The sequence below is a fragment of the Roseateles noduli genome (assembly GCF_050626985.1).
Classification (GTDB): Bacteria; Pseudomonadota; Gammaproteobacteria; order Burkholderiales; family Burkholderiaceae_C; genus Roseateles; species Roseateles noduli_A.
Genome location: NZ_CP192463.1, coordinates 395,785 through 414,617, shown reverse-complemented (window position 1 = coordinate 414,617; position 18,833 = coordinate 395,785). Strand labels below are relative to the sequence as shown.

General features: G+C 68.7%; 21 protein-coding genes. 3 read left to right on the top strand and 18 right to left on the bottom strand.

Annotation, left to right across the window (positions count from 1 at the left end):
- Positions 1-32 precede the first annotated feature (32 nt).
- Positions 33-1,007: a tripartite tricarboxylate transporter substrate binding protein gene (locus ACQ4L4_RS01965; protein WP_431102535.1), complete on the bottom strand. Its 975-nt coding sequence runs from the start codon at positions 1,005-1,007 to the stop codon at positions 33-35.
- Between the two features lie 137 nt (positions 1,008-1,144).
- Positions 1,145-2,134, bottom strand: a complete 990-nt coding sequence (locus ACQ4L4_RS01960; protein WP_431102534.1) for a GlxA family transcriptional regulator — start codon at positions 2,132-2,134, stop codon at positions 1,145-1,147.
- Between the two features lie 121 nt (positions 2,135-2,255).
- Between ACQ4L4_RS01960 and ACQ4L4_RS01955 the strand changes: the two genes are divergently transcribed.
- Entirely contained in the window at positions 2,256-2,603 is a 348-nt protein-coding gene (locus ACQ4L4_RS01955) for a DUF3817 domain-containing protein (RefSeq protein ID WP_431102533.1), read from the top strand.
- Positions 2,600-3,028, top strand: a complete 429-nt coding sequence (locus ACQ4L4_RS01950) for a CopD family protein (protein WP_431102532.1) — start codon at positions 2,600-2,602, stop codon at positions 3,026-3,028. The genes ACQ4L4_RS01955 and ACQ4L4_RS01950 overlap by 4 nt, the downstream gene beginning before the upstream one ends.
- Before the next feature lie 18 nt (positions 3,029-3,046).
- Here the strand turns inward: ACQ4L4_RS01950 and ACQ4L4_RS01945 are convergent, their stop codons facing one another.
- On the bottom strand, positions 3,047-3,820 hold the full coding sequence (locus ACQ4L4_RS01945) for a class II aldolase/adducin family protein (protein WP_377156182.1): 774 nt from the start codon (positions 3,818-3,820) through the stop codon (positions 3,047-3,049).
- Positions 3,821-4,012: 192 nt separating this feature from the next.
- On the opposite strand from ACQ4L4_RS01945, the gene ACQ4L4_RS01940 reads away from it, so the two are divergent.
- Entirely contained in the window at positions 4,013-4,537 is a 525-nt protein-coding gene (locus ACQ4L4_RS01940) for a hypothetical protein (RefSeq protein ID WP_431102531.1), read from the top strand.
- Between the two features lie 134 nt (positions 4,538-4,671).
- Here ACQ4L4_RS01940 and ACQ4L4_RS01935 read toward each other — a convergent pair whose 3' ends face one another.
- From ACQ4L4_RS01935 to ACQ4L4_RS01865, 15 genes are all read right to left on the bottom strand, one after another.
- Complete coding sequence (locus tag ACQ4L4_RS01935; RefSeq protein WP_431102530.1) at positions 4,672-5,583, bottom strand: nucleotidyl transferase AbiEii/AbiGii toxin family protein; 912 nt, start codon at positions 5,581-5,583, stop codon at positions 4,672-4,674.
- Positions 5,541-6,359 carry a type IV toxin-antitoxin system AbiEi family antitoxin domain-containing protein gene (locus ACQ4L4_RS01930; protein WP_431102529.1) on the bottom strand — a complete coding sequence of 273 codons (819 nt, stop codon included), beginning with the start codon at positions 6,357-6,359 and terminating at the stop codon, positions 5,541-5,543. The genes ACQ4L4_RS01935 and ACQ4L4_RS01930 overlap by 43 nt, the downstream gene beginning before the upstream one ends.
- Before the next feature lie 103 nt (positions 6,360-6,462).
- Positions 6,463-7,656 (bottom strand): acyl-CoA dehydrogenase, encoded by a 1,194-nt coding sequence (locus ACQ4L4_RS01925; RefSeq protein ID WP_377156193.1) that lies wholly within the window; start codon positions 7,654-7,656, stop codon positions 6,463-6,465.
- A gap of 83 nt (positions 7,657-7,739) precedes the next feature.
- The gene (locus ACQ4L4_RS01920; RefSeq protein WP_431102528.1) at positions 7,740-8,222 is read right to left on the bottom strand and encodes a RidA family protein; all 483 of its coding nucleotides are present in this window, start codon (positions 8,220-8,222) and stop codon (positions 7,740-7,742) included.
- Between the two features lie 13 nt (positions 8,223-8,235).
- Positions 8,236-8,679, bottom strand: coding sequence for an acyl-CoA thioesterase (locus ACQ4L4_RS01915; protein WP_431102527.1), 444 nt, complete (start codon positions 8,677-8,679; stop codon positions 8,236-8,238).
- A 68-nt stretch (positions 8,680-8,747) separates the two neighbouring features.
- The gene (locus ACQ4L4_RS01910; protein ID WP_431102526.1) at positions 8,748-9,461 is read right to left on the bottom strand and encodes an ABC transporter ATP-binding protein; all 714 of its coding nucleotides are present in this window, start codon (positions 9,459-9,461) and stop codon (positions 8,748-8,750) included.
- Complete coding sequence (locus ACQ4L4_RS01905) at positions 9,458-10,333, bottom strand: ABC transporter ATP-binding protein (RefSeq protein ID WP_431104846.1); 876 nt, start codon at positions 10,331-10,333, stop codon at positions 9,458-9,460. Before ACQ4L4_RS01905 ends, ACQ4L4_RS01910 begins: the two co-directional genes overlap by 4 nt.
- Before the next feature lie 16 nt (positions 10,334-10,349).
- Positions 10,350-11,399 carry a branched-chain amino acid ABC transporter permease gene (locus ACQ4L4_RS01900; RefSeq protein ID WP_431102525.1) on the bottom strand — a complete coding sequence of 350 codons (1,050 nt, stop codon included), beginning with the start codon at positions 11,397-11,399 and terminating at the stop codon, positions 10,350-10,352.
- A gap of 4 nt (positions 11,400-11,403) precedes the next feature.
- Positions 11,404-12,324, bottom strand: a complete 921-nt coding sequence (locus ACQ4L4_RS01895) for a branched-chain amino acid ABC transporter permease (RefSeq protein WP_431102524.1) — start codon at positions 12,322-12,324, stop codon at positions 11,404-11,406.
- Between the two features lie 37 nt (positions 12,325-12,361).
- Positions 12,362-13,603 carry an ABC transporter substrate-binding protein gene (locus ACQ4L4_RS01890; RefSeq protein ID WP_431102523.1) on the bottom strand — a complete coding sequence of 414 codons (1,242 nt, stop codon included), beginning with the start codon at positions 13,601-13,603 and terminating at the stop codon, positions 12,362-12,364.
- Positions 13,604-13,649: 46 nt separating this feature from the next.
- Positions 13,650-15,308: a benzoate-CoA ligase family protein gene (locus ACQ4L4_RS01885; RefSeq protein ID WP_431102522.1), complete on the bottom strand. Its 1,659-nt coding sequence runs from the start codon at positions 15,306-15,308 to the stop codon at positions 13,650-13,652.
- Between the two features lie 78 nt (positions 15,309-15,386).
- The gene (locus ACQ4L4_RS01880; protein ID WP_431102521.1) at positions 15,387-16,538 is read right to left on the bottom strand and encodes an acyl-CoA dehydrogenase family protein; all 1,152 of its coding nucleotides are present in this window, start codon (positions 16,536-16,538) and stop codon (positions 15,387-15,389) included.
- Between the two features lie 8 nt (positions 16,539-16,546).
- Complete coding sequence (locus tag ACQ4L4_RS01875; protein WP_431102520.1) at positions 16,547-17,386, bottom strand: enoyl-CoA hydratase family protein; 840 nt, start codon at positions 17,384-17,386, stop codon at positions 16,547-16,549.
- Between the two features lie 72 nt (positions 17,387-17,458).
- Positions 17,459-18,034, bottom strand: coding sequence for a MarR family winged helix-turn-helix transcriptional regulator (locus ACQ4L4_RS01870; protein ID WP_431102519.1), 576 nt, complete (start codon positions 18,032-18,034; stop codon positions 17,459-17,461).
- Positions 18,034-18,822: an SDR family NAD(P)-dependent oxidoreductase gene (locus ACQ4L4_RS01865; RefSeq protein WP_431102518.1), complete on the bottom strand. Its 789-nt coding sequence runs from the start codon at positions 18,820-18,822 to the stop codon at positions 18,034-18,036. The genes ACQ4L4_RS01870 and ACQ4L4_RS01865 overlap by 1 nt, the downstream gene beginning before the upstream one ends.
- Positions 18,823-18,833 lie beyond the last annotated feature (11 nt).

The following is an 18,833-nucleotide window of genomic DNA, read 5'->3' as shown; positions in this document are numbered from 1 at the left end:
GCAAGACCTGACGCTCGAAGGAGCGCGCGGCATCAATCCGCGGTGATCCCCCGCTCCTTCACCAGCTTCGCCCATTGCGGCAGTTCCTTCTCCAGCCGCGCGCGTGCCTGCGCCGGCGTCGACGGCGTAGCCTCGAAACCTTCCTTCGCCATCCGGTCCTTGACCGCCTGGGCGGTGAGCACCGCGTGCAGCGACGCGTTCAGCTTGTCGATCACGGGCCGCGGCGTGCCCGCCGGCGCGAAGACCATGAACCAGGTCTCGAAGGAATAACCCGGGACGCCGGCCTCCGCGATCGTCGGCACGTCCGGCATCAGCGGCGAGCGCTTCGGTCCGGTCACACCCAGCGCTCGCAGCTTGCCCGACTGCACGTGGCCCTGCGCCGCCGACAGCACCGGGAAGGACATCTCGACCTGCCCGCCGATCGTGTCGCTCAACGCGGGACCGCCGCCGCGATACGGGATGTGGACGATGCTCACGCCCGCGACCGCCTTGAAAAGCTCCGCCGACATGTGGAAGGTGCTGCCCGTGCCGGCCGACGCGTAGGAGAGCTTGCCGGGCCGGCTCTTCGCCAGCGCGATCAGCTCCTTGACCGACTTCGCCGGCACCTGCTCGTTGACGACGAGCACGTGCTGCGAGCTCGCGACCATGCCGATCGGCGCCAGGTCCTTGAGCGTGTCGTAGGGCATCTTCGGCGTCAGCGCCGGATTGATCGCGAGCGAGACCGTCTGCAGGCCGATGGTGTAGCCGTCGCCGGCGGACTTCGCGACCTCGGCCACGCCGACGTTGCCGCCCGCGCCGGCCTTGTTCTCGACCACCAGCGGTCTGCCGAGCGCCTTGCCCCACTCATCCGAAATCAGGCGCGCGACGATGTCCGCGCTGCCGCCGGGCGCGTACGGCACGATCAGCCGCACGGGGCGGTCCGGGTAGGTCTGCGCAAAGGCGGTCGCCGGCAGCATCATCGCGGCCAGCGCCGCCGAGCCTGCCGCGATCAGGGATCTGCGAATCATCTTGTCTCCTGTGAAGCCCCGGTCGTGCGCCGGAGTCGGCCCATGCTAGGCCGGAGACGGCCGTCCGGCATGTCGACCCGGATCATTCTTTCGTTCCTGGGGGTTATGAAACCCGCCGCCTGCCGCGCGGCTGTCGATCACCGCTGGCCGAAGCTATTCCGATAGGCGCTCGGGCTGACACCGGCGATGCGCTGGAACTGGTTCCGGAAATTCGCGGCCGAGCCGAGGCCGACGGCCTCGACGATCTGCTCGATGCTCGAGGACCCGGTCTCGAGCATCTCCTGCGCGCGGCGGACCCGCGCCTGGATCAGCCACTGCACCGGCGCGACGCCGAACTGCTCCTGGAATCGTCGATGCAAGGTCCGCGGACTGACGCAGCCCTTGCCGGCGAGCTCGGTCATCGGAATCGGACGGTGCAGCTGCTTCAGCGCCCACGCGATGACTGGCTGCAGGTCGCGATCCGGCGGCAGGTCGGCGGGCTGGATGAACTGCGCCTGGCCGCCCTCGCGCTGCAACGGGACGACCGACAAGCGCGCCATCCTCGCGGCCACGGCCGTGCCGTAGTCGCCGCGCACCATGTGCAGGCAGAGATCGATCCCGGCGGCTGCGCCGGCCGACGTGAGGATCTGCCCGTTGTCGACGAAGAGCACCGAGGGATCGAGGTCGACCTCCGGATGGCGCTGCGCCATCAGCGGAGCGGCGGCCCAGTGCGTCGTCGCGCGCAGTCCGTCGAGCAGTCCCGCCTGTGCGAGCACGAACGCGCCCGTGCAGATCGACGCGATCCGCGCGCCGCGCGCGTGCGCCGCCACGAGCGCGCGCTTCACCGCTGGACTGATCGACGTCGCCGGCGACTCGATGCCCGGCACGACGATCGTGTGCGCACGCCTGAGCGTGGCGAGGCGGCGCTTCACGCCGATCGTGAAGCCGCCGGTGTCGATCTCGTCGGGCTCACTGCAGACCGTGACCGCGTAGCCCTTGCGCCCGTCATCCAGCGCGACGCGGCCGAAGACCTCGCCGGCGATCGTCAAGTCGAAAGGCACCACGCCCGGCAACGCGAGCACGGCGACCTGGATCGGAGAGGCCGCGACAGGTAAAGGCACGGTGGCGGCGGATCGCGAGGTGGGCATGGACAGAAACTCCAACACGGGACATCGACAGATCGCCATTCTCCACGCCTCTGGCTGAAAACAGTCGAAGGACGTCGATTCAGCCACTTTCGGAGACGGCACCAGATCGGAAGAATCCACCGTGTTCCGCCTGGACCTCACGGAGTTCCCGTTGCCTCATTCGTCTCCTCGCTCCGCCGCTCATCGCCTCTCGATGCTTCGACGGCTCTGCCTGCTGGAAGCGTTCACGCTGCTGGCGCTGGTATTGATCGCCGTCCCCTTGAAGCACCTGGCGGATCTACCGATCGCCGTGTCCGTCATGGGCCCGGTACACGGCATGGGCTTCCTCGTCTTCTGCTGGCAGCTCGCGCAAGCCACGACGGAGCGTGCGGTCGACGCACCGACAGCGTGGCGACTGCTGCTTGCCGCGTTCATCCCGCTCGGTGGTCTCTACAGCTGGCGCATGTTGCGTCGTGGAGCCGTGGCGTGATCTACCTCTGGCTCAAGGGACTGCACCTGGCGGCCGTGCTCACCTGGGTGGGCGGATTGGTGCTGCTTGCCATCGCGACTGCCGCGCTCCGCCCCGTCAAGGAGGCGGTCCTGCTGCCGCACGAGAAGCGCCTGGCGACGGCGATCCTGAAGTGGGACCGACGCGTGACCACACCGGCGATGCTGACCGCATGGGCCCTGGGCATCGGCCTTGCAAGTTGGGGCGGCTGGTTCGGCGCGCTCTGGCTGAACGCCAAGCTGCCGATCGTCGTGGGGCTGTCCGGGCTGCACGGCGCCCTGTCGGCGACGCTGCGCCGGCACGTCGATCAGGACGAGCGCCCTGCCCCGGCGTGGATCCGTCATGCGCCGGTCATCGCGATCGTCGGCATCAGCGCGATCGCGCTGCTGGCGGTGATCAAGCCGTGAGCGTTCCCCGGCCCGTGCTCAGACGTCGAAGCCGGGACACTGCCTTCTCGCCTGCCGCAGCAGCGTCGGCCACACGAACGCCCCGCCCAGGCCGCCGGTCTGCACGCGCATCGACTCGGCGGTCCCGCGGATGATCGCGTCGTGGACGGGCGTCAGCTCGACGCCGCCGGCCTGCGCCGCGATCTGGATCTGACAGGCGCTCTCGAAGGTGTACATCGACAGGAAGGCATCGCCGATCGTCTTGCCGACGGTCAGCAGCCCGTGGTTGCGCAGGCAGTAGAAGATCTTGTCGCCGAGGTCGTTCTGCAGCCGCGGCTGCTCGTCGGGGCGGATCGCGACGCCCTCGTAGTCGTGGTACGCGAGCGAGGCCAGCACGAAGGTCGATTGCTGCGAGATCGGCAGCACCCCGCCCTTCTGCGCCGACACCGCCACGCCGGCGCGCGTGTGCGTGTGCAGCACGCAGCCGATGTCGTGCCGCGCCGCGTGGATCGCGGAATGGATGATGAAGCCGGCCTGGTTCACCGGGAACGGCGTCTCCTGCAGCTTGTTGCCCGACGCGTCGACCTTGATCAGGCTGGAGGCGGTGATCTCGTCGAACATCAGCCCGTAGGGATTGATCAGGAACTCATGCGCGTCGCCGGGCAGGCGCGCGCTGATGTGCGTGAAGATCAGGTCGCTCCAGCCGTAGCGCGCGACGAGCCGGTAGCACGCGGCGAGGTCCACGCGCAGTTGCCATTCGGCGTCGCTGACCTGGCCCTTGAGCGAGGGAATGCGGGCGGTGATGTCGTCCATGAGCGTCTCCTGATCGCGCCGGACCATCGAACGGGGCCGGTCAGCGGGGGATCGTGCTACTGGCCGGCCCTACTCGCTGTCGCGTTCACGACAGATTGGATGACGCCTCGGCTCGCTGACATCAGAGATCTAGCGGATCTGAGTTCTATCCATGTCAGCACCTTCTTCGGAGAATGGACCGCCATGTCGCCCATGAGCATCCAGCCGAAGCAGCGGCCCGATCGCCGCCTCGACCCGCAGCGCGCCGCACCGGACCTCACCGATCCGCTGCTCGTCTATTGCCTGAAGGTCACGATCCTGTCGCTGCTGGCAGCCGCGTCACTTCAGGGACTCGCGACCTTCGTCGTCCAATCGATCGGAATACCAACGCCGCGCTTACCCAACCCGCCGCTCCCGGCCGTCGACTGGTTCGGCGCAACGCTTCTTGCGCCGCTCGTCGAGTCGCTACTCGCCTGGGCCGCCGGATCACTGCTCCGAAGCATGACCCGGGCGCGATGGGCCTCAAGCATGGTGATCGGCCTCATCGCAGGAGCCGCTCACGGTGCGATTCATCCCATGTGGTTCTTCGGACCGGCAGCGTCCTTCGCTGTCTTCGCATGGGCGTGGTTGCGATGGAGAGACGCCGGGCGCTCGCATCACTTCCTGATCCTTCTTGTCCCACACATGCTTCAGAACATCGTCGCGATGTCTCTGCAGGCCCTCGTCGAGCGCTTCTGACCGGGATCGTCACGATTCGCCCGGAGACCTCGATGGAAAGGAACCTCCAACGATTTTCACCCGCCCAATCCATATGCAGAAAGATGCAAAACTGCGGTGTTCTGCATATGACTTGGGCAAAGTGACCCGAACAGCTACACGCCTTCGAGCAGGCGCGGAAACTTTCGGGTGCGGAATTCATCCAGCACGTCGGAGGTCCGCTTCCATGCATCGCCAGGGAGATGGGCGATCACCTTGCGCCAGACGTTCTCAAACGCAGCGATCGCATCCGCCTCCTCGAAACGCCTGCCCGCCGGCAGCAGTGGCCCGATGTCGTCGGTCAGACTGGCGATCAGCTTCTTGAGCATGCGCTCTTCGGCATGGGCTCGAGTGATCGTTGTTCCTTCCAGGCCGAGGTAATGGTCGAAGGCCATGATGACCATGCGCGCATCAAGACCGAGAGACTCCAGCCCGTGATGCAGATCGAAGAGGTCGCGATTCTTCCGGCGCTGGAGCAGCGCGCGCAACTTCGTCCCGAAGAGCTCCTCCGGCGCGAAGGTGGTGATGTCGCATGCGCCGCTGTACCAGCCGTTGCGCACGTCGAAAGGCATCTCGTGCAGCCCCATCAGGTTCGCGTGCTCCCGGGTGTTCATCTCGACCTTGAGCAGCAGTCGCTCGTCCGGCGCCCCTTCCGGATTGAACCTGTAGTTCAAGTGCAGCGAATGCGCGGCCACCTTTCGCGACGGCACGCCGAGCCACGCCAACGCCTCCCGGATGGCATCGATGGTCTTGCCGATCGGCTCGGGCCTCGTCTGCACGAGATCGATGTCTTCCGAGTAACGCAGCGGCTCGGGGAACAGCAGCTTGTTGATGGCAGTGCCGCCACGGAAGGCGATCCGGCCCTTCAGGGCCGGCGAGTTGAACAGGTCACACAGCGCGCGGCAGATGATGAGGTCTTGTTCAACCTGTCGTTCATCCACCCAAGGGGCAGTCTGCGCCCAGGCTTCCAGGTACTTCCGAGTAATCAAAGATCGATCTCCACCTCCTGGTTCAACAGGAGTTTCCATTTGGCGTTCTTCTCGAAGTCTTCTGCCAACGAAGGGATCACGGGCTTGGCCACCGGATCCAGCAACACCGTTGTCTTCGCGCCAGCGGCGAAAGGCTCCAGAGCCCTCGCCTGCTTGTCGTGATGAAAGTGCTCGAAAAGAAAACCGAGTCTTCGCACACACGGCGTCTCGTAGTGGGAGGCCAACTGCGCCAAGCGCCCTGATCGGGCCTTGTCGCCGAACGTCATCACCAGCTGCGCGACGCCGTTGATGCCGCCCGCCTTCTCTGAATAGCGAGCCGCATCGAGGAGCGTCAATTCGACCCCCGCCGCTTTTGCAAAGCCAGCCCGCGTCTTGATCGTTGTCAGAAAATCAGCTTGATTCACCGCAAAAAAATCTTCCGCCCCCTGCGTCAGGAACTGGATCCTGCTGCGCCCGATCTCGAAGCTGCGAAGTTGCCTTGGGACGATCACCTGGAAGACCATCGCGGCCTGGTGCGAAGAGCCATGGAGCGCGGCGGCCCGATACAGCGACACGCGATAGTCCAGGTCCAGGTAGGCCATGAGCGGTCCGATCCACTGGGCCGGATCAGGAATGCCATAAGCCCGGTCCTCGGGCCGCATGACGACATAGAAACCCTTGTGGACGTTGACGATCCGTCCGCGCTTTCCCAAGCGCACGAGGGCTGCATCGAGCCCCGCCTTCGTCAAACCCAGCGCCTGCTCCGCTTCTTCCCGCGAAAACGTCGCCTCCCCGACGGTGAGGCGCTGATCCACGAAAAGGTCGAGTGCAGACATTCCCAAACCATATGCAGAAACTTGCAGATTTGCAAGTTTCTGCATACAACTTGGGCACGAAAAAGGGCGCCGTGGCGCCCTTTTCCCCCTAGAAAACCCAGCCTCAGAACGCCGCGATCCCCGTCTGCGCGCGCCCCAGGATCAGCGCATGGATGTCGTGCGTGCCCTCGTAGGTGTTGACCACCTCCAGGTTGACCAGGTGTCTGGCGATCCCGAACTCGTCGCTGATGCCGTTGCCGCCCAGCATGTCCCGCGCCGTGCGCGCAATGTCCAGCGACTTGCCGCAGCTGTTGCGCTTCATGATGGACGTGATCTCCACCGCCGCCGTGCCCTCGTCCTTCATGCGGCCCAGCCGCAGGCAACCCTGCAGGCCCAGCGTGATCTCGGTCTGCATGTCGGCCAGCTTCTTCTGCACCAGCTGGTTGGCCGCCAGCGGCTTGCCGAATTGCTGGCGGTCCATCGTGTACTGCCGCGCCGTGTGCCAGCAGAATTCCGCCGCGCCCAGCGCGCCCCACGCGATGCCGTAACGCGCGCTGTTCAGGCAGGTGAACGGGCCCTTGAGACCGCGCACGTCGGGGAAGGCGTTCTCCTCCGGGCAGAAAACCTCGTCCATCACGATCTCGCCGGTGATCGACGCCCTCAGGCCCACCTTGCCGTGGATCGCCGGCGCGCTCAGGCCCTTCCAGCCCTTCTCCAGCACGAAGCCGCGGATCTGGCCGCCGTCGTCCTTGGCCCAGACGACGAACACGTCGGCGATCGGGCTGTTGGTGATCCACATCTTGCTGCCGCTCAGCGAATAGCCGCCGTCGACCTTGCGCGCCCGCGTCACCATCGAGCCTGGGTCCGAGCCGTGATTCGGCTCCGTCAGGCCGAAGCAGCCGATCCATTCGCCGCTGGCCAGCTTGGGCAGGTACTTGCGCTTCGTCGCCTCGTTGCCGAATTCATTGATCGGCACCATCACCAGCGAGCTCTGCACGCTCATCATCGAGCGGTAGCCGCTGTCCACGCGCTCCACCTCGCGCGCGATCAGGCCGTAGCAGACGTAGTTCAGGCCGGCACCGCCATATTCCTCGGGGATCGTCGGGCCGAGCAGGCCCAGCTCGCCCATCTCGCGGAAGATCGCCGCGTCGGTCTTCTCGTGCCGGAAGGCCTCCAGCACGCGCGGCGCCAGCCGGTCCTGGCAGTAGGCCGCCGCGGCGTCGCGCACGGCGCGTTCGTCGTCGGTCAGCTGCTGCTCCAGCAGCAGCGGATCGTCCCAGTGGAATGCGGCCTTCGCGGCCTTGGATGCGTGGCTCATGTGTCTCTTCCGTTCTTGAATGCGTGGAGGCCGGCGGTGCGCGCTGGCCAAATGCCGTCGTTCGCGGCGGGTCGATGTCGATCCTAGTCCCGTGCCGGCACCACCGCTGTCACCTCGATTTCAAGCTTCGCACGGTCCTCGATCAGACCCGCGACCTGGACGGCGGTCATCGCGATGCCGTACTCGCTGCCCAGCACCTCGCGGTAGGCCTGCCCGACCTCGCGGCCACGGGCGACGTATTCCCGCTTGTCGAGCAGGTACCAGGTCATCCGCACGATGTGCCGCGGCTGCGCGCCGGCTTCGGCCAGCACCGCCTTGATGTTGAGCAGCGCCTGGCGGCACTGGTCGATGAAGTCGTCGCTCTCGAACTGGCATTGGCCGTTCCAGCCGATCTGCCCGGCCACGCTGACCACCGTGCCGGTCGCGGCCACGCCGTTCGCGTAACCGCGCGGCGGCGCCCAGCCCGCGGGCTGCAGCACGCGCTTGGCGGCGCCTGTCCTCTCGTTGTCGTGGCCGTTGTCGTTGTTGTTGTCGTTGTCGTTGTCGTTGTCGTTGTTGTTGCTCATCGTCGTGACTCCTCTACTGCTCTGACGATTGATGGGATTGCTGCTGCTGGACCGCCCGCACCAGCGCGGCGCGGACGTCCTCGGGGAAGGGTTGCGACTGGTGCGTCTCGAGCGAGGTGCACACCAGCACCTGCCCGAAGCTGACGCGCGGACTGTCCGCGCCGTCGAAGCTCACGCGCAGCGACAGCGAGCTGCGCCCGACGCGCTCGATCCACAGCCGCTGCACCAGCCGCTCGCCCAGGCGGCTGATGCGCTCGAAATTGGTCTGCAGCTGCACCGTCGGCAGGCCGACGCGGCGCGGGCCGAGCAGCTCGGCGTACGGCACGACCAGCCCCTCGTTGAACCAGTCCTCGACGAAGGCGTTCAGCATCTCGAAATAGCGCGGGAAGAACACGATCCCCGCCGGGTCGCAATGCCCGAAGCGGATCAGCACCTCGCGCTCGAAAGCAGCCGTCATGTCGTCCTCCTGCTCCTGTCGTTCCGAGTCTCGCCGTGTCCTGCGGGGTCGCTGCGCGTCGCGTGCCGTCATACGCCCAGATGCCGGTGCCACAGCCCGTGATCGGCCGCCAGCGCCGCCGAGTCCCCGCGCCACACGACCTGGCCCCGTTCCAGGATGCTGTGCCGGTCCGCCAGCCTGATCAGCCGCTTCACGTACTTGTCGACCACCAGGATCGTCTGCCCGGCCTGCCGGAGCGTGTCCAGGCAGCGCCAGATGTCCTCGCGGATCAGCGGGGCCAGGCCCTCGGTGGCTTCGTCCAGCACCAGCAGCCGCGGATTGGTCACCAGGGCGCGGCCGATGGCGAGCATCTGCTGCTCGCCGCCCGACAGCTGCTGGCCCATGTTGCTCTCGCGCTCCTTCAGCCGCGGGAAGAGCGCAAAGACGCGCTCGACGGTCCAGGGCTCCGTCGCGCGGCAGCGGTTGGCCTCGAAGGCCCGCAGGTGCTCCAGCACGCTGAGGTTGGGGAAGATCTGCCGGCCTTCGGGCACGATCGCCAGCCCCAGGCGCGCGATGCGGTCGGCGCGCCACCCGGTGACGTCCTCGCCCGCGAAGCGGATGCGGCCGCCGTTCGGCGCCAGCCAGCCGGTCAGGCAGCGCAGCGTCGTGCTCTTGCCCATGCCGTTGCGGCCCAGCAGCGTCGCGACCTCGCCCGCCGCGATGCGCAGGTCCAGGCCGAAGAGCACCTGGCTGTCGCCATAGCCGGCGCGCAGGCCTTCGATCTCGAGCAGCGCGTCGCTCATGGCATGGCCTCCGCGGGTGGCTTCGCCGCCGGCTCGGCATGGCGTTCGCCGTCGCCGTCCGCCTCGTCTCCGTCCGCCTCGTCGCCAAGGTACGCCAGCTTCACCGCCGCATCGTTGCGGATTTCCTCCGGAGAGCCGGTCGCGATCACACGCCCGCTCACCAGCACCGAGACCCGATCGGCGAGCTTGAACACCGCCTCCATGTCGTGCTCGACCAGCAGCAGGGTCAGGTGTTGCGCCTTCAGCGCGGACAGCAGCTCGACCATCCGCGCCGATTCGTCCGGACCCATGCCGGCCATCGGCTCATCGAGCAGCAACAGCCGCGGCCGCGCGGCCAGCGCCAGTGCCAGTTCCAGCTGACGCTGCTCGCCATGCGCCAGACTGCCCGCGACGCGGTCGGCCATCGCCGCGAGACCGACCAGCGTCAGCATCGCCTCGGCGTCGGCATAGGCGGCCTCGTCCGCGCGCGCCGCACGCCACCATGGCGGCGCCGACGGCCGTCGCGCGAGCACCGCCAGCACGACGTTGTCCAGCACGGTGAAGCGGCGGTAGATGCTGGTGATCTGGAACGAGCGCACCAGGCCCTCGCGCACGCGGCGCGGCATCGGCAGCGCGGTCACGTCCTCGCCGTCGAAGAAGATGCCGCCGCCGTCGGGCGACAGCGCGCCGGAGATCTGGTGGATCAGCGTGGTCTTGCCGGCGCCGTTCGGGCCGATCAGCGCGTGGGTCTCGCCGGCGCGGACGTCGAAGCTGGCCTCGTCCGTCGCCGTCAGCGCGCCGAAACGCTTCACCAGACGATGCACCTGGAGCAGCGAGAGCTCCGGCAGCGGCGATGACGTCAATGGCAGCGATGACGGCAGCGGCGATGGCATGGGCGCCTTCGTGGTGTCACGCATGCGCGGCTCCCTTGGACTTCGACGGCGCCGTCGAGGACCTCGCCTGCTTCACGCCGAAGCGGTCGAAGATCCCCGCCAGCCCGCGCGGCGCGAAGAGCACCACGACGAGCAGGATCGCGCCGAGCGCGAACTGCCAGTGGATGGTCACGCCGGACAGCAGTTCCTCGAGCAGCAGGAACACCGCCGCGCCGATCGGTCCGCCCCACAGCGCGCCGGCGCCGCCGAGGATCACCATCACCATCAGCTGCCCCGACTGCGACCAGTGCATCAGGTGCGGCGAAACCAGCCCGTTGAGATTCGCGAGCAGCGCACCGGCGAGCCCCGCGATCGCGCCCGCGACGACGAAGGCCATCCACTGCACCGCGAAGACGCGACCGCCGGTCGCGGTGACGCGGGTCTCGTTCTCGCGCGCGGCCTGCAGCAGCCAGCCCAGCGGCGAATTGACCAGCCGCCGCAGCCCCGCGAAGACCAGCGCGAACAGCCCCAGCGCGACCCAGTAGAAGGACGCGTCGTCGGCGAGGTTCACCGGCAGGCCGTCCAGCACGGACCGCGCCGGCACCGGCAGGCCGTCGTCGCCGCCGTAGGCCTTCAGCGAGACGGCCAGGTAATGGAACATCTGCGCGAAGGCCAGCGTGATCATGATGAAGTAGACGCCGCGCGTGCGCAGGCTGATGGCGCCGATGAGCGCCGCCGCCGCGCCGGACACGGCCATCGCCGCCGGCCAGGCGATCCAGGCCGAGGTCACGCCGGCGTCCGCCAGAACGCCCACCGCGTAGGCGCCGATGCCGACGAAGGCCGCATGGCCGAAGCTCACCAGGCCGCCGAAGCCGAGGATCAGGTTCAGGCTTGCCGCCGCGATCGCGAAGATCAGCACGCGGGTCGCGACCACCGTGTAGAACTCCAGGCCCAGCGCTTGCAGCAGCGGTGGCAAGGCCGCGAGCGCGAGGAACGGCGCCCAGACCCAGGCCCCGCCGGCGCGGTGGTGCAGCAGGGTGCGCCGGGGACGCAACGGGCCGGTGGGGCTGGTGATCGGATCGGTCATCGGATCAGCCTCTCGCGGGGAACAGGCCGCGCGGTTTCCAGAACAGCACCGCCGCCATCAGGACGTAGATCAGGATGGCCGCGAGCGACGGGCCCAGCGTGGACGCCACCTCCGGCGACGCGACCTGCCGCAGCACCGCCGGCAGCAGCGTGCGCGAGCCGGTGTCCACCAGCCCCACCAGCAGCGCGCCGACCAGCGCGCCGCGGATCGACCCGATGCCGCCGATGACGATGACGACGAAGGCCAGGATGAGGATGCTTTCGCCCATGCCGACCTGCACCGCCAGCAGCGGCCCGAGCAGCGATCCCGCCAGCGCGCACAGCGCCGCGCCGATGCCGAAGACCGCGGTGAACAGCCGGTCCGCGGGCACGCCCATGGCCGTGGTCATCGCGCGGTTGGACGCGCCGGCGCGCACCCACATGCCCCAGCGCGTGCGGGTCACCAGCAGGTAGAGCCCGACGGCCACCGCCAGCCCCACGCCGATGATCAGCAGCCGGTAGGCCGGGTACATCAGGCCGGGCAGCAGCTCGACCGGACCGGACAACGCCGCCGGCGTGTTGAGCAGCAGCGGCTGCTCGCCCCAGATCATGCGCACGCCCTCGTTGAGCATCAGGATCAGCGCGAAGGTCGCCAGCACCTGGCTGAGGTGATCGCGCTGGTAGAGCCGGCGCAGCAGCGTCACCTCCAGCAGCATGCCGAACAGCGCCGTGCCCGCGACCGCGGCCAGGACCGCCACCCCGAAGGACGCGCCCGCCGCGATCGCCGCCGCGGCCAGGTAAGCGCCGACCATGTACAGCGAGCCGTGCGCCAGGTTGATCAGGTCCATGATGCCGAAGACCAGCGTCAGGCCGGCCGCCAGCAGGAACAGCATCAGCCCGAACTGCAGGCCGTTGAGGGCCTGCTCGGCGATCAGGATCGCGTCCATCTCGATGGGCTCCCGCTCGTCACTTCAGTCACGTCAGTCACTTCATCTTGCACTGCGGCGCGTACGCGTCCGCGTGCTGCTCGAAGATCTTGCCCAGCGTCCGGTTGGTCACGCGGCCCTGCGGGTCCTTGGTGATCACGCGCAGGTAGTAGTCCTGCACCGGGTACTGGTTGTGGTTGAAGCGGAAGGGGCCGCGGACCGACTCGAACTTCGCGGCCTTCAGCGCCTTCAGCAGCGCGGGCTTGTCCTCGATCTTCCCCTTCACGTCGCGCACCGCCGCGCCGATCAGTTGCGCCGCGTCGTAACCCTGGCTCGCGTACAGCGAGGGCAGCCGGCCGTAGGCCTTGACGAAGTCCGCGACGAAGCGCTTGTTGGCCGGGTTGTCCAGGTCGTGCGCCCAGTGCGAGCTGTTGAACATGCCCAGCATCGGCTCGCCGACGGCCTTGATCACGTCCTCGTCCGCGGAGAAGCCCGGCCCGAACAGCGTGATGTCCCTGGACAGCCCCGCGCCGACGAACTGCTTGATGAAGTTGATGCCCATGCCGCCGGGCAGGAAGATGTACATCGCGTCGGGCTTGGCCGCGCGCGCCTGCGCCAGCTCCGCCGAGTAGTCGAGCTGGCCGAGCTTGGTGTAGATCTCGTCGGCGACCGCGCCCTTGTAGTAGCGCCGGAAACCCGCCACCGCGTCCTTGCCCGCCGGGTAGTTGGGCGCGAGCACGACGACCTTCTTGAAGCCCTTGTCCATCACCGTCTTGCCGATGGCCTCGTGCAGGTTGTCGTTCTGCCAGGCGACGTTGAAGAAGTAGGGGTTGCACTGCTCGCCCGCGTACTGTGACGGGCCGGCGTTGGCGCTGACGTAGGGCACCTGCGCGGCGAAGACGCTGGGGCCGACCGCCAGCATGACGTTGGAGAACACGATGCCGGTCATGACGTCGACCTTGTCGCGCTTGAGCAGCCGCTCGGCGGACTGCTTGGCGACCTCGGGGTTCTGCTGGTCGTCGGCGGTGACGGTCTCCACCGTCAGGCCGCCGAGCTTGCCGCCGTTGTGCTGCACCGCGAGCGCGAAGCCGTCGCGGATGTCGACGCCCAGGCCGGCGCCCGCGCCGGACAAGGTGCTCAGCATGCCGACCTTGAGCTTGTCGGCCGCCTGCGCGGCGGGACCGGTCATGGCCAGCGCGGTGGACACGGCGAACGCGGCGAGCGTCTTGAGTGCGCCGGCCGCGTCGCGGTCAACGGTCGGGGCGGGCAGGAACGCGGGGGACTTCGACGGCTTCTTCATCGGCTTCTCCGGGGAGGAAAGGGGACGGTCGGTCGGAAGACTGCGGTTACTGCTCACGCAGGCGGAAGCGCTGCAGCTTGCCCGTTTCGGTGCGGGGCAGACTGGCGCGGAACTCTATCGCACGGGGGTACTTGTACGGGGCGATCGTGGCCTTGACGAAGTCCTGCATCGCCTTGATCAGCGCGGCTTCGTCGGTCCCGCCGAGCGAGCCCGGCTTGAGCACCACGAAAGCCTTCACGACCTGGCCGCGCTCGTCGTCGGGCACGCCGACCACCGCGCATTCGGCGACCGCCGGATGCGCGAGCAACGCGGACTCGACCTCGGGGCCGGCGATGTTGTAGCCGCCGGAGATGATCATGTCGTCGGTGCGCGCCTGGTAGACGAAGTAGCCGTCGGCGTCGATGAGGTAGGCGTCGCCGGTGAGGTTCCAGCCGTGCTTGACGTACTTGAGCTGCCGGTCGTCCGCCAGGTAGCGGCAGCCGGTCGGGCCCTGCACCGCGAGCTTGCCGACGCTGCCCCGTGGCACGTCGTTGCCCTCGTCGTCGACGACGCGCGCGCGATAGCCGGGCACCGGTTTGCCGGTCGCGCCGGACCGTGCCGTCTCCTCGGTGTGCGAGACGAAGATATGCAGCATCTCGGTCGCGCCGATGCCGTCGATCATCTCGATGTCCGTCGTGTCCTTCCACAACTGACGCGTCGCGGCGGGCAGCGCCTCGCCAGCGCTGACGCACTTGCGCAGCGAGGACAGGTCGTGCGCCTGGACCGCGCCGGTGCCTGCCGCAGCGATCGCCGCGGCCATCGCGCGATAGGACGTCGGCGCGGTGAAGCACACCGTCGCGCGGTACCGGGCGATGGCCGGCAGCAGCGCGTCGGGCGACGCTTTCTCCAGCAGCACCGCCGTCGCACCGACGCTCAGCGGGAACAGCAGGAGGCCGCCGAGGCCGAAGGTGAAGGCCAGCGGCGGGCTGCCGATGAAGACGTCGTCGGCCTGAGCGCGCAGGCAGTGCACCGGCCAGCAGCGGCAGATCGCGAGCACATCGCGGTGGAAGTGCATCGTGCCTTTGGGCTGTCCGGTCGTGCCGGAGGTGAACGCGATCAGCGCGCAGTCGTCGGAGGCGGTGTCGACGTTCTCGAAGCTGGTCGACTGTCGCTCGGCCAGCGCTTCCAGCCCGTGCGGCGCATCGCTGCGGAACAGGCACACCCGCGCCAGGACGGGACACTGCGCGCGCGCGGTCTCCAGTTCGTCGGCCAGCGCCGCGTCGCACAACGCATGCGACACGCGGGCCTTGTCGATGACCTGGCCCAGTTCCTTGGCCCGCAGCAGCGGCATCGTCGCCACCGCGATCGCGCCGGCCTTCATCACCGCGAACCAGCACGCCGCCATCTGCGGCGTGTTGGCGCCGCGCAGCAGCACGCGGTTGCCGGGCACCACGCCCAGCTCGTTCACCAGCACGTTGGCGATGCGGTTGGCCTGCGCCTGCAGCTCGGCGTAGGTCCAGCGGATCTCGCCGCCGCGACCGTCGCCGCCGATCACGCACGTCCGATGGCCCTGCCCTTCGGCCACCCAGCGGTCCAGCAGGTCCCGCGAGCAGTTCAGCCGCTCGGGGAACTGCAGCTCCGGCAAATCGAAGACCAGCGCGGGCCACTGGTCCTGCGGCGGCAGGTGGTCGCGGGCGAAGGTGTCCTGGTGGGCGGTGCGGTGCATGAGGAAGTCCTTATCCGTGCCTGTCCGTGCTCGTGCGTGCTCGTGCGTGCTCGTGTGTCCTGGCGCGTGCTCGTGAGCTCAGCCGTTCTTCAACAGGTCTCGTCCGATGATCAGCTGCTGGACCTCGCTGGCCCCTTCGTAGATGCGCAGCGCGCGGATCTCGCGGTACAGGGACTCGACGATCTCGCCGCGCCGCACGCCGCGGCCGCCGTGCAGCTGCACCGCCGCGTCGATGACGCGCTGCGCGCCTTCGGTGGCCATCAGCTTGGCCATCGCCGCCTCGCGCGTGATCGTGCGGCCCTGGTCGCGCTCCCACGCGGCGCGGTAGACCAGCAGCGCGCTGCTGTCGACGGTGCAGGCCATGTCGGCCAGCTTGGCCTGCGTCAGCGGCAGGTCGGCCAGCGTGGCGCCGAACATGGCGCGCTCCTTGGCCTGGTTCAGCCCTTCCTCGAGCGCCCGCCGCGCGAAGCCCAGCGAGGCCGCGGCGACCGAGGTGCGGAACACGTCCAGCGTCCGCATCGCCACCTTGAAGCCCTCGCCCGGCGCGCCGACCATCGCGGTCTTCGGCACGCGGCAGGCGGTGAAACGCAACCGCGCCAGCGGATGCGGCGCGATCACGTCGATGCGCTCGGCGATCTCGAAGCCCGGCGTGCCGGCGTCGACGATGAAGGCGCTGATGCCGCGCGATCCGGGCGCTTCGCCCGTGCGTGCGAACACGACGTAGAAGTCCGCGATCCCGCCGTTGGAGATCCAGGTCTTCTCGCCGTCGATGACGTAGTGGTCGCCGTCCTCGCGCGCCGCGCATTGCATCGCGGCGACGTCCGAGCCAGCCTCCGGCTCGGAGAGCGCGAACGCCGCCAACGCCTCGCCGCGCGCGACGCGCGGCAGGTAGGCCTCGCGCTGCGCGGGCGTGCCCATCAACGAGATCGCGCCCGATCCCAGTCCCTGCATCGCGAAGGCGAAATCCGCGAGACCATCGTGCCGCGCGAGCGTCTCGCGCAGCAGGCAGATGGCGCGCGTGTCGATGGCCTCGCCCTCGCCCGCCACCGCATGCCGCAGCCAGCCGCCGGCGCCGAGCGCCTTCACCAGCGATTTGCAGCTCGTGTCGACGTCGTCGTGATCGACCGCGCCATGCGCCAGGTTGCGCGCGCACCAGCCGTCCAGCTCGCTGGCGAGCGCGCGGTGCCTGTCCTCGAAGAACGGCCAATCCAGATGCTTCTGATGATTCATGGTCGGCCTCAATCGCCCTTGAACTCGGGCCGCTGCTTCGCGACGAACGCGTGGTACGCGCGGTGGAAGTCCTGCGTCATCATGCAGATCGCCTGCGCCTGCGCCTCGGCCTCGATGGCCTCGTCGACGCCCATCGTCCACTCCTGGTGCAGCATCCGCTTGGTCATCGCATGCGCGAAGTTCGGACCGGCGGCGATCTCCGCGGCCCAGGCCACGGCCTGAGCCTCCAGCGCGTCCGGCTCGGCGATCCGGTTGAGGAAACCCCACTGGTGCGCCTCTTCGCCACCCAGGCTGCGGCCCGTGTAGAGCAGGTCCGACGCGCGCCCCTGCCCGACGATGCGCGGCAGCAGCGCGCAGGCGCCCATGTCGCAGCCGGCCAGGCCGACGCGGGTGAACAGGAAGGCCGTCTTGCTGCGCGCCGTGCCGACGCGCAGGTCCGAGGCCATCGCCATGATCGCGCCCGCGCCGGCGCAGACGCCGTCGATCGCGGCAACCACCGGCTGCGGGCAGGCGCGCATCGCCTTGACCAGGTCGCCGGTCATGCGCGTGAACGCCAGCAGGTCCGGCATCGCCATCGTCGTCAGCGGGCCGATGATCTCGTGCACGTCGCCGCCGGAGCAGAAGTTGCCGCCCGCGCCCTGCACGACGATCGCGTTCACCTCGTCCACGTAGGCCAGCGTGCGGAACAGGTCGCGCAGCTCGGCATAGGATTCGAAGGTCAGCGGGTTCTTGCGCTCGGGGCGGTTCAGCGTGATGACGCCGACGGCGCCTTCCTGGCGCCATGCGAAGTGTTGGGGCTCGAAGCCCTTCAGGCTGCGCGTGTTGCCGCTGATGAGATGGCTGTCCATCGATGGGTACTCCTGTTTTCCCGGGTTCGCCGCGGCGATCAGTCGCTGGTGGCGGTCATTGCCCGGTGAGGTTCATTTGCGGGCGGCGTCGAGCTGCGCGAGGTGGCCCTTCAGCCCCGCGAGCAGCTCGTACACCTGCGTCTTCTGTTCGGGCGGCCAACCGGCCAGCAGCTCGACGATCCAGCCCTCGTGCGTCGCGGCCATGCGCTTGAACTGGCGTCGCCCGGCCGGCGTCAGCCGCACCGTGACGCTGCGCCGGTCCGACGGATGCGGCTCGCGCACGACGTGGCCCTCGGCCTCGAGCTGGTCGGTGATGCCGGTGACGTTGCCGCCGGTGACCATCAGGCGCTGCGACAACTCGCGCATCGTCAGGCCGTCGGGACTGCGCTCGAGCTGCGCGAGCAGGTCGAAACGCGGCAGCGTCGTGCCGAAGTCGTTGCGCAGGCGTTGACGGATCTGGTCCTCGATGCGCGTCGTGCAGGCCAGCAGACGCAGCCAGAGCCGCAGCGCCTGGTGATCGCCGTCGTGCATGCGCGACTCCAGGTCGGGGCCGAACTCCGCGCCGGACTCGTCGTCGACGTCTTGAGCCGCGCCCTTGGCCGAGGCGCGCGTCGCACCGTGGGTGGCATCCCGTGCAGCGTCACGCATCACATCACCTCCCCGCCGGCGACCGCGATCGCCTGTCCCGTGATCGAGCCGCTGTCGCGGCGCGCCAGCCACGCCACCGACGCGGCGACCTCCGCCGGGTCGATCAGCCGCCCTTGTGGATTGGCCGACGCCAACTCGGCGCGCGCCTCATCCGGCGTGCGGCCGGTCTTGGCGACGATGGTGTCGATCGCGCCGGCGACGATGGCGGTCTCGGTGTAGCCCGGGCAGACCGCGTTGACGGTCACGCCCTTGCGCGCCGTCTCCAGCGCCAGCGCGCGTGTGAGGCCGAGCACGCCGTGCTTGGCCGCGCAGTAGGCCGCGACGTAGGCGTAGCCCTTCAGCGCCGCGGTGCTCGCGATGTTGACGATGCGGCCGAAGCGGCGCTCGGTCATTGCGGGAAGCACCTCGCGGCTGCACAGGAAGCTGCCGGTGAGGTTCACGTTGAGCAGGCGCTGCCAGGTGTCGAGCGAGGTCTTCGCGAGCGGCGCCGTCTCGACCTGGCCGGCGTTGTTGACCAGCAGGTCGATCGGTCCCGCCGCGGCCACAGCCGCCGCGAAGGCCTGGCGCACGCTGGCCTCGTCGCCGACGTCGCAGACCTGCAGCTCGACGGACGGGCCGCCGTCGATGTTCAGCTGGTCGCGCTGTTCCTTCAGCCTGTCGATGCGCCGGCCCATCAGCGTGACGCGCGCGCCGTCGGCGATCAACGCCTGCGCGATCGCCGCGCCGATGCCGGAGCCGCCGCCGGTGACGACGGCGTGCAGGCCTTCGAGCGGGTACTTGTTGCTCATGCCGTTTCCTC

Excerpts from the sequence above, each read along its gene's own strand:
- ACQ4L4_RS01965 (WP_431102535.1), bottom strand. The coding sequence starts at position 1,007 with ATGATTCGCAGATCCCTGATCGCGGCAGGCTCGGCGGCGCTGGCCGCG.
- ACQ4L4_RS01960 (WP_431102534.1), bottom strand. The coding sequence starts at position 2,134 with ATGCCCACCTCGCGATCCGCCGCCACCGTGCCTTTACCTGTCGCGGCC.
- ACQ4L4_RS01945 (WP_377156182.1), bottom strand. The coding sequence starts at position 3,820 with ATGGACGACATCACCGCCCGCATTCCCTCGCTCAAGGGCCAGGTCAGC.
- ACQ4L4_RS01940 (WP_431102531.1), top strand. The coding sequence starts at position 4,013 with ATGAGCATCCAGCCGAAGCAGCGGCCCGATCGCCGCCTCGACCCGCAG.
- ACQ4L4_RS01935 (WP_431102530.1), bottom strand. The coding sequence starts at position 5,583 with ATGGAAACTCCTGTTGAACCAGGAGGTGGAGATCGATCTTTGATTACT.
- ACQ4L4_RS01930 (WP_431102529.1), bottom strand. The coding sequence starts at position 6,359 with ATGTCTGCACTCGACCTTTTCGTGGATCAGCGCCTCACCGTCGGGGAG.
- ACQ4L4_RS01925 (WP_377156193.1), bottom strand. The coding sequence starts at position 7,656 with ATGAGCCACGCATCCAAGGCCGCGAAGGCCGCATTCCACTGGGACGAT.
- ACQ4L4_RS01920 (WP_431102528.1), bottom strand. The coding sequence starts at position 8,222 with ATGAGCAACAACAACGACAACGACAACGACAACGACAACAACAACGAC.
- ACQ4L4_RS01915 (WP_431102527.1), bottom strand. The coding sequence starts at position 8,679 with ATGACGGCTGCTTTCGAGCGCGAGGTGCTGATCCGCTTCGGGCATTGC.
- ACQ4L4_RS01910 (WP_431102526.1), bottom strand. The coding sequence starts at position 9,461 with ATGAGCGACGCGCTGCTCGAGATCGAAGGCCTGCGCGCCGGCTATGGC.
- ACQ4L4_RS01905 (WP_431104846.1), bottom strand. The coding sequence starts at position 10,333 with ATGCCATCGCCGCTGCCGTCATCGCTGCCATTGACGTCATCGCCGCTG.
- ACQ4L4_RS01900 (WP_431102525.1), bottom strand. The coding sequence starts at position 11,399 with ATGACCGATCCGATCACCAGCCCCACCGGCCCGTTGCGTCCCCGGCGC.
- ACQ4L4_RS01895 (WP_431102524.1), bottom strand. The coding sequence starts at position 12,324 with ATGGACGCGATCCTGATCGCCGAGCAGGCCCTCAACGGCCTGCAGTTC.
- ACQ4L4_RS01890 (WP_431102523.1), bottom strand. The coding sequence starts at position 13,603 with ATGAAGAAGCCGTCGAAGTCCCCCGCGTTCCTGCCCGCCCCGACCGTT.
- ACQ4L4_RS01885 (WP_431102522.1), bottom strand. The coding sequence starts at position 15,308 with ATGCACCGCACCGCCCACCAGGACACCTTCGCCCGCGACCACCTGCCG.
- ACQ4L4_RS01880 (WP_431102521.1), bottom strand. The coding sequence starts at position 16,538 with ATGAATCATCAGAAGCATCTGGATTGGCCGTTCTTCGAGGACAGGCAC.
- ACQ4L4_RS01875 (WP_431102520.1), bottom strand. The coding sequence starts at position 17,386 with ATGGACAGCCATCTCATCAGCGGCAACACGCGCAGCCTGAAGGGCTTC.
- ACQ4L4_RS01870 (WP_431102519.1), bottom strand. The coding sequence starts at position 18,034 with ATGCGTGACGCTGCACGGGATGCCACCCACGGTGCGACGCGCGCCTCG.
- ACQ4L4_RS01865 (WP_431102518.1), bottom strand. The coding sequence starts at position 18,822 with ATGAGCAACAAGTACCCGCTCGAAGGCCTGCACGCCGTCGTCACCGGC.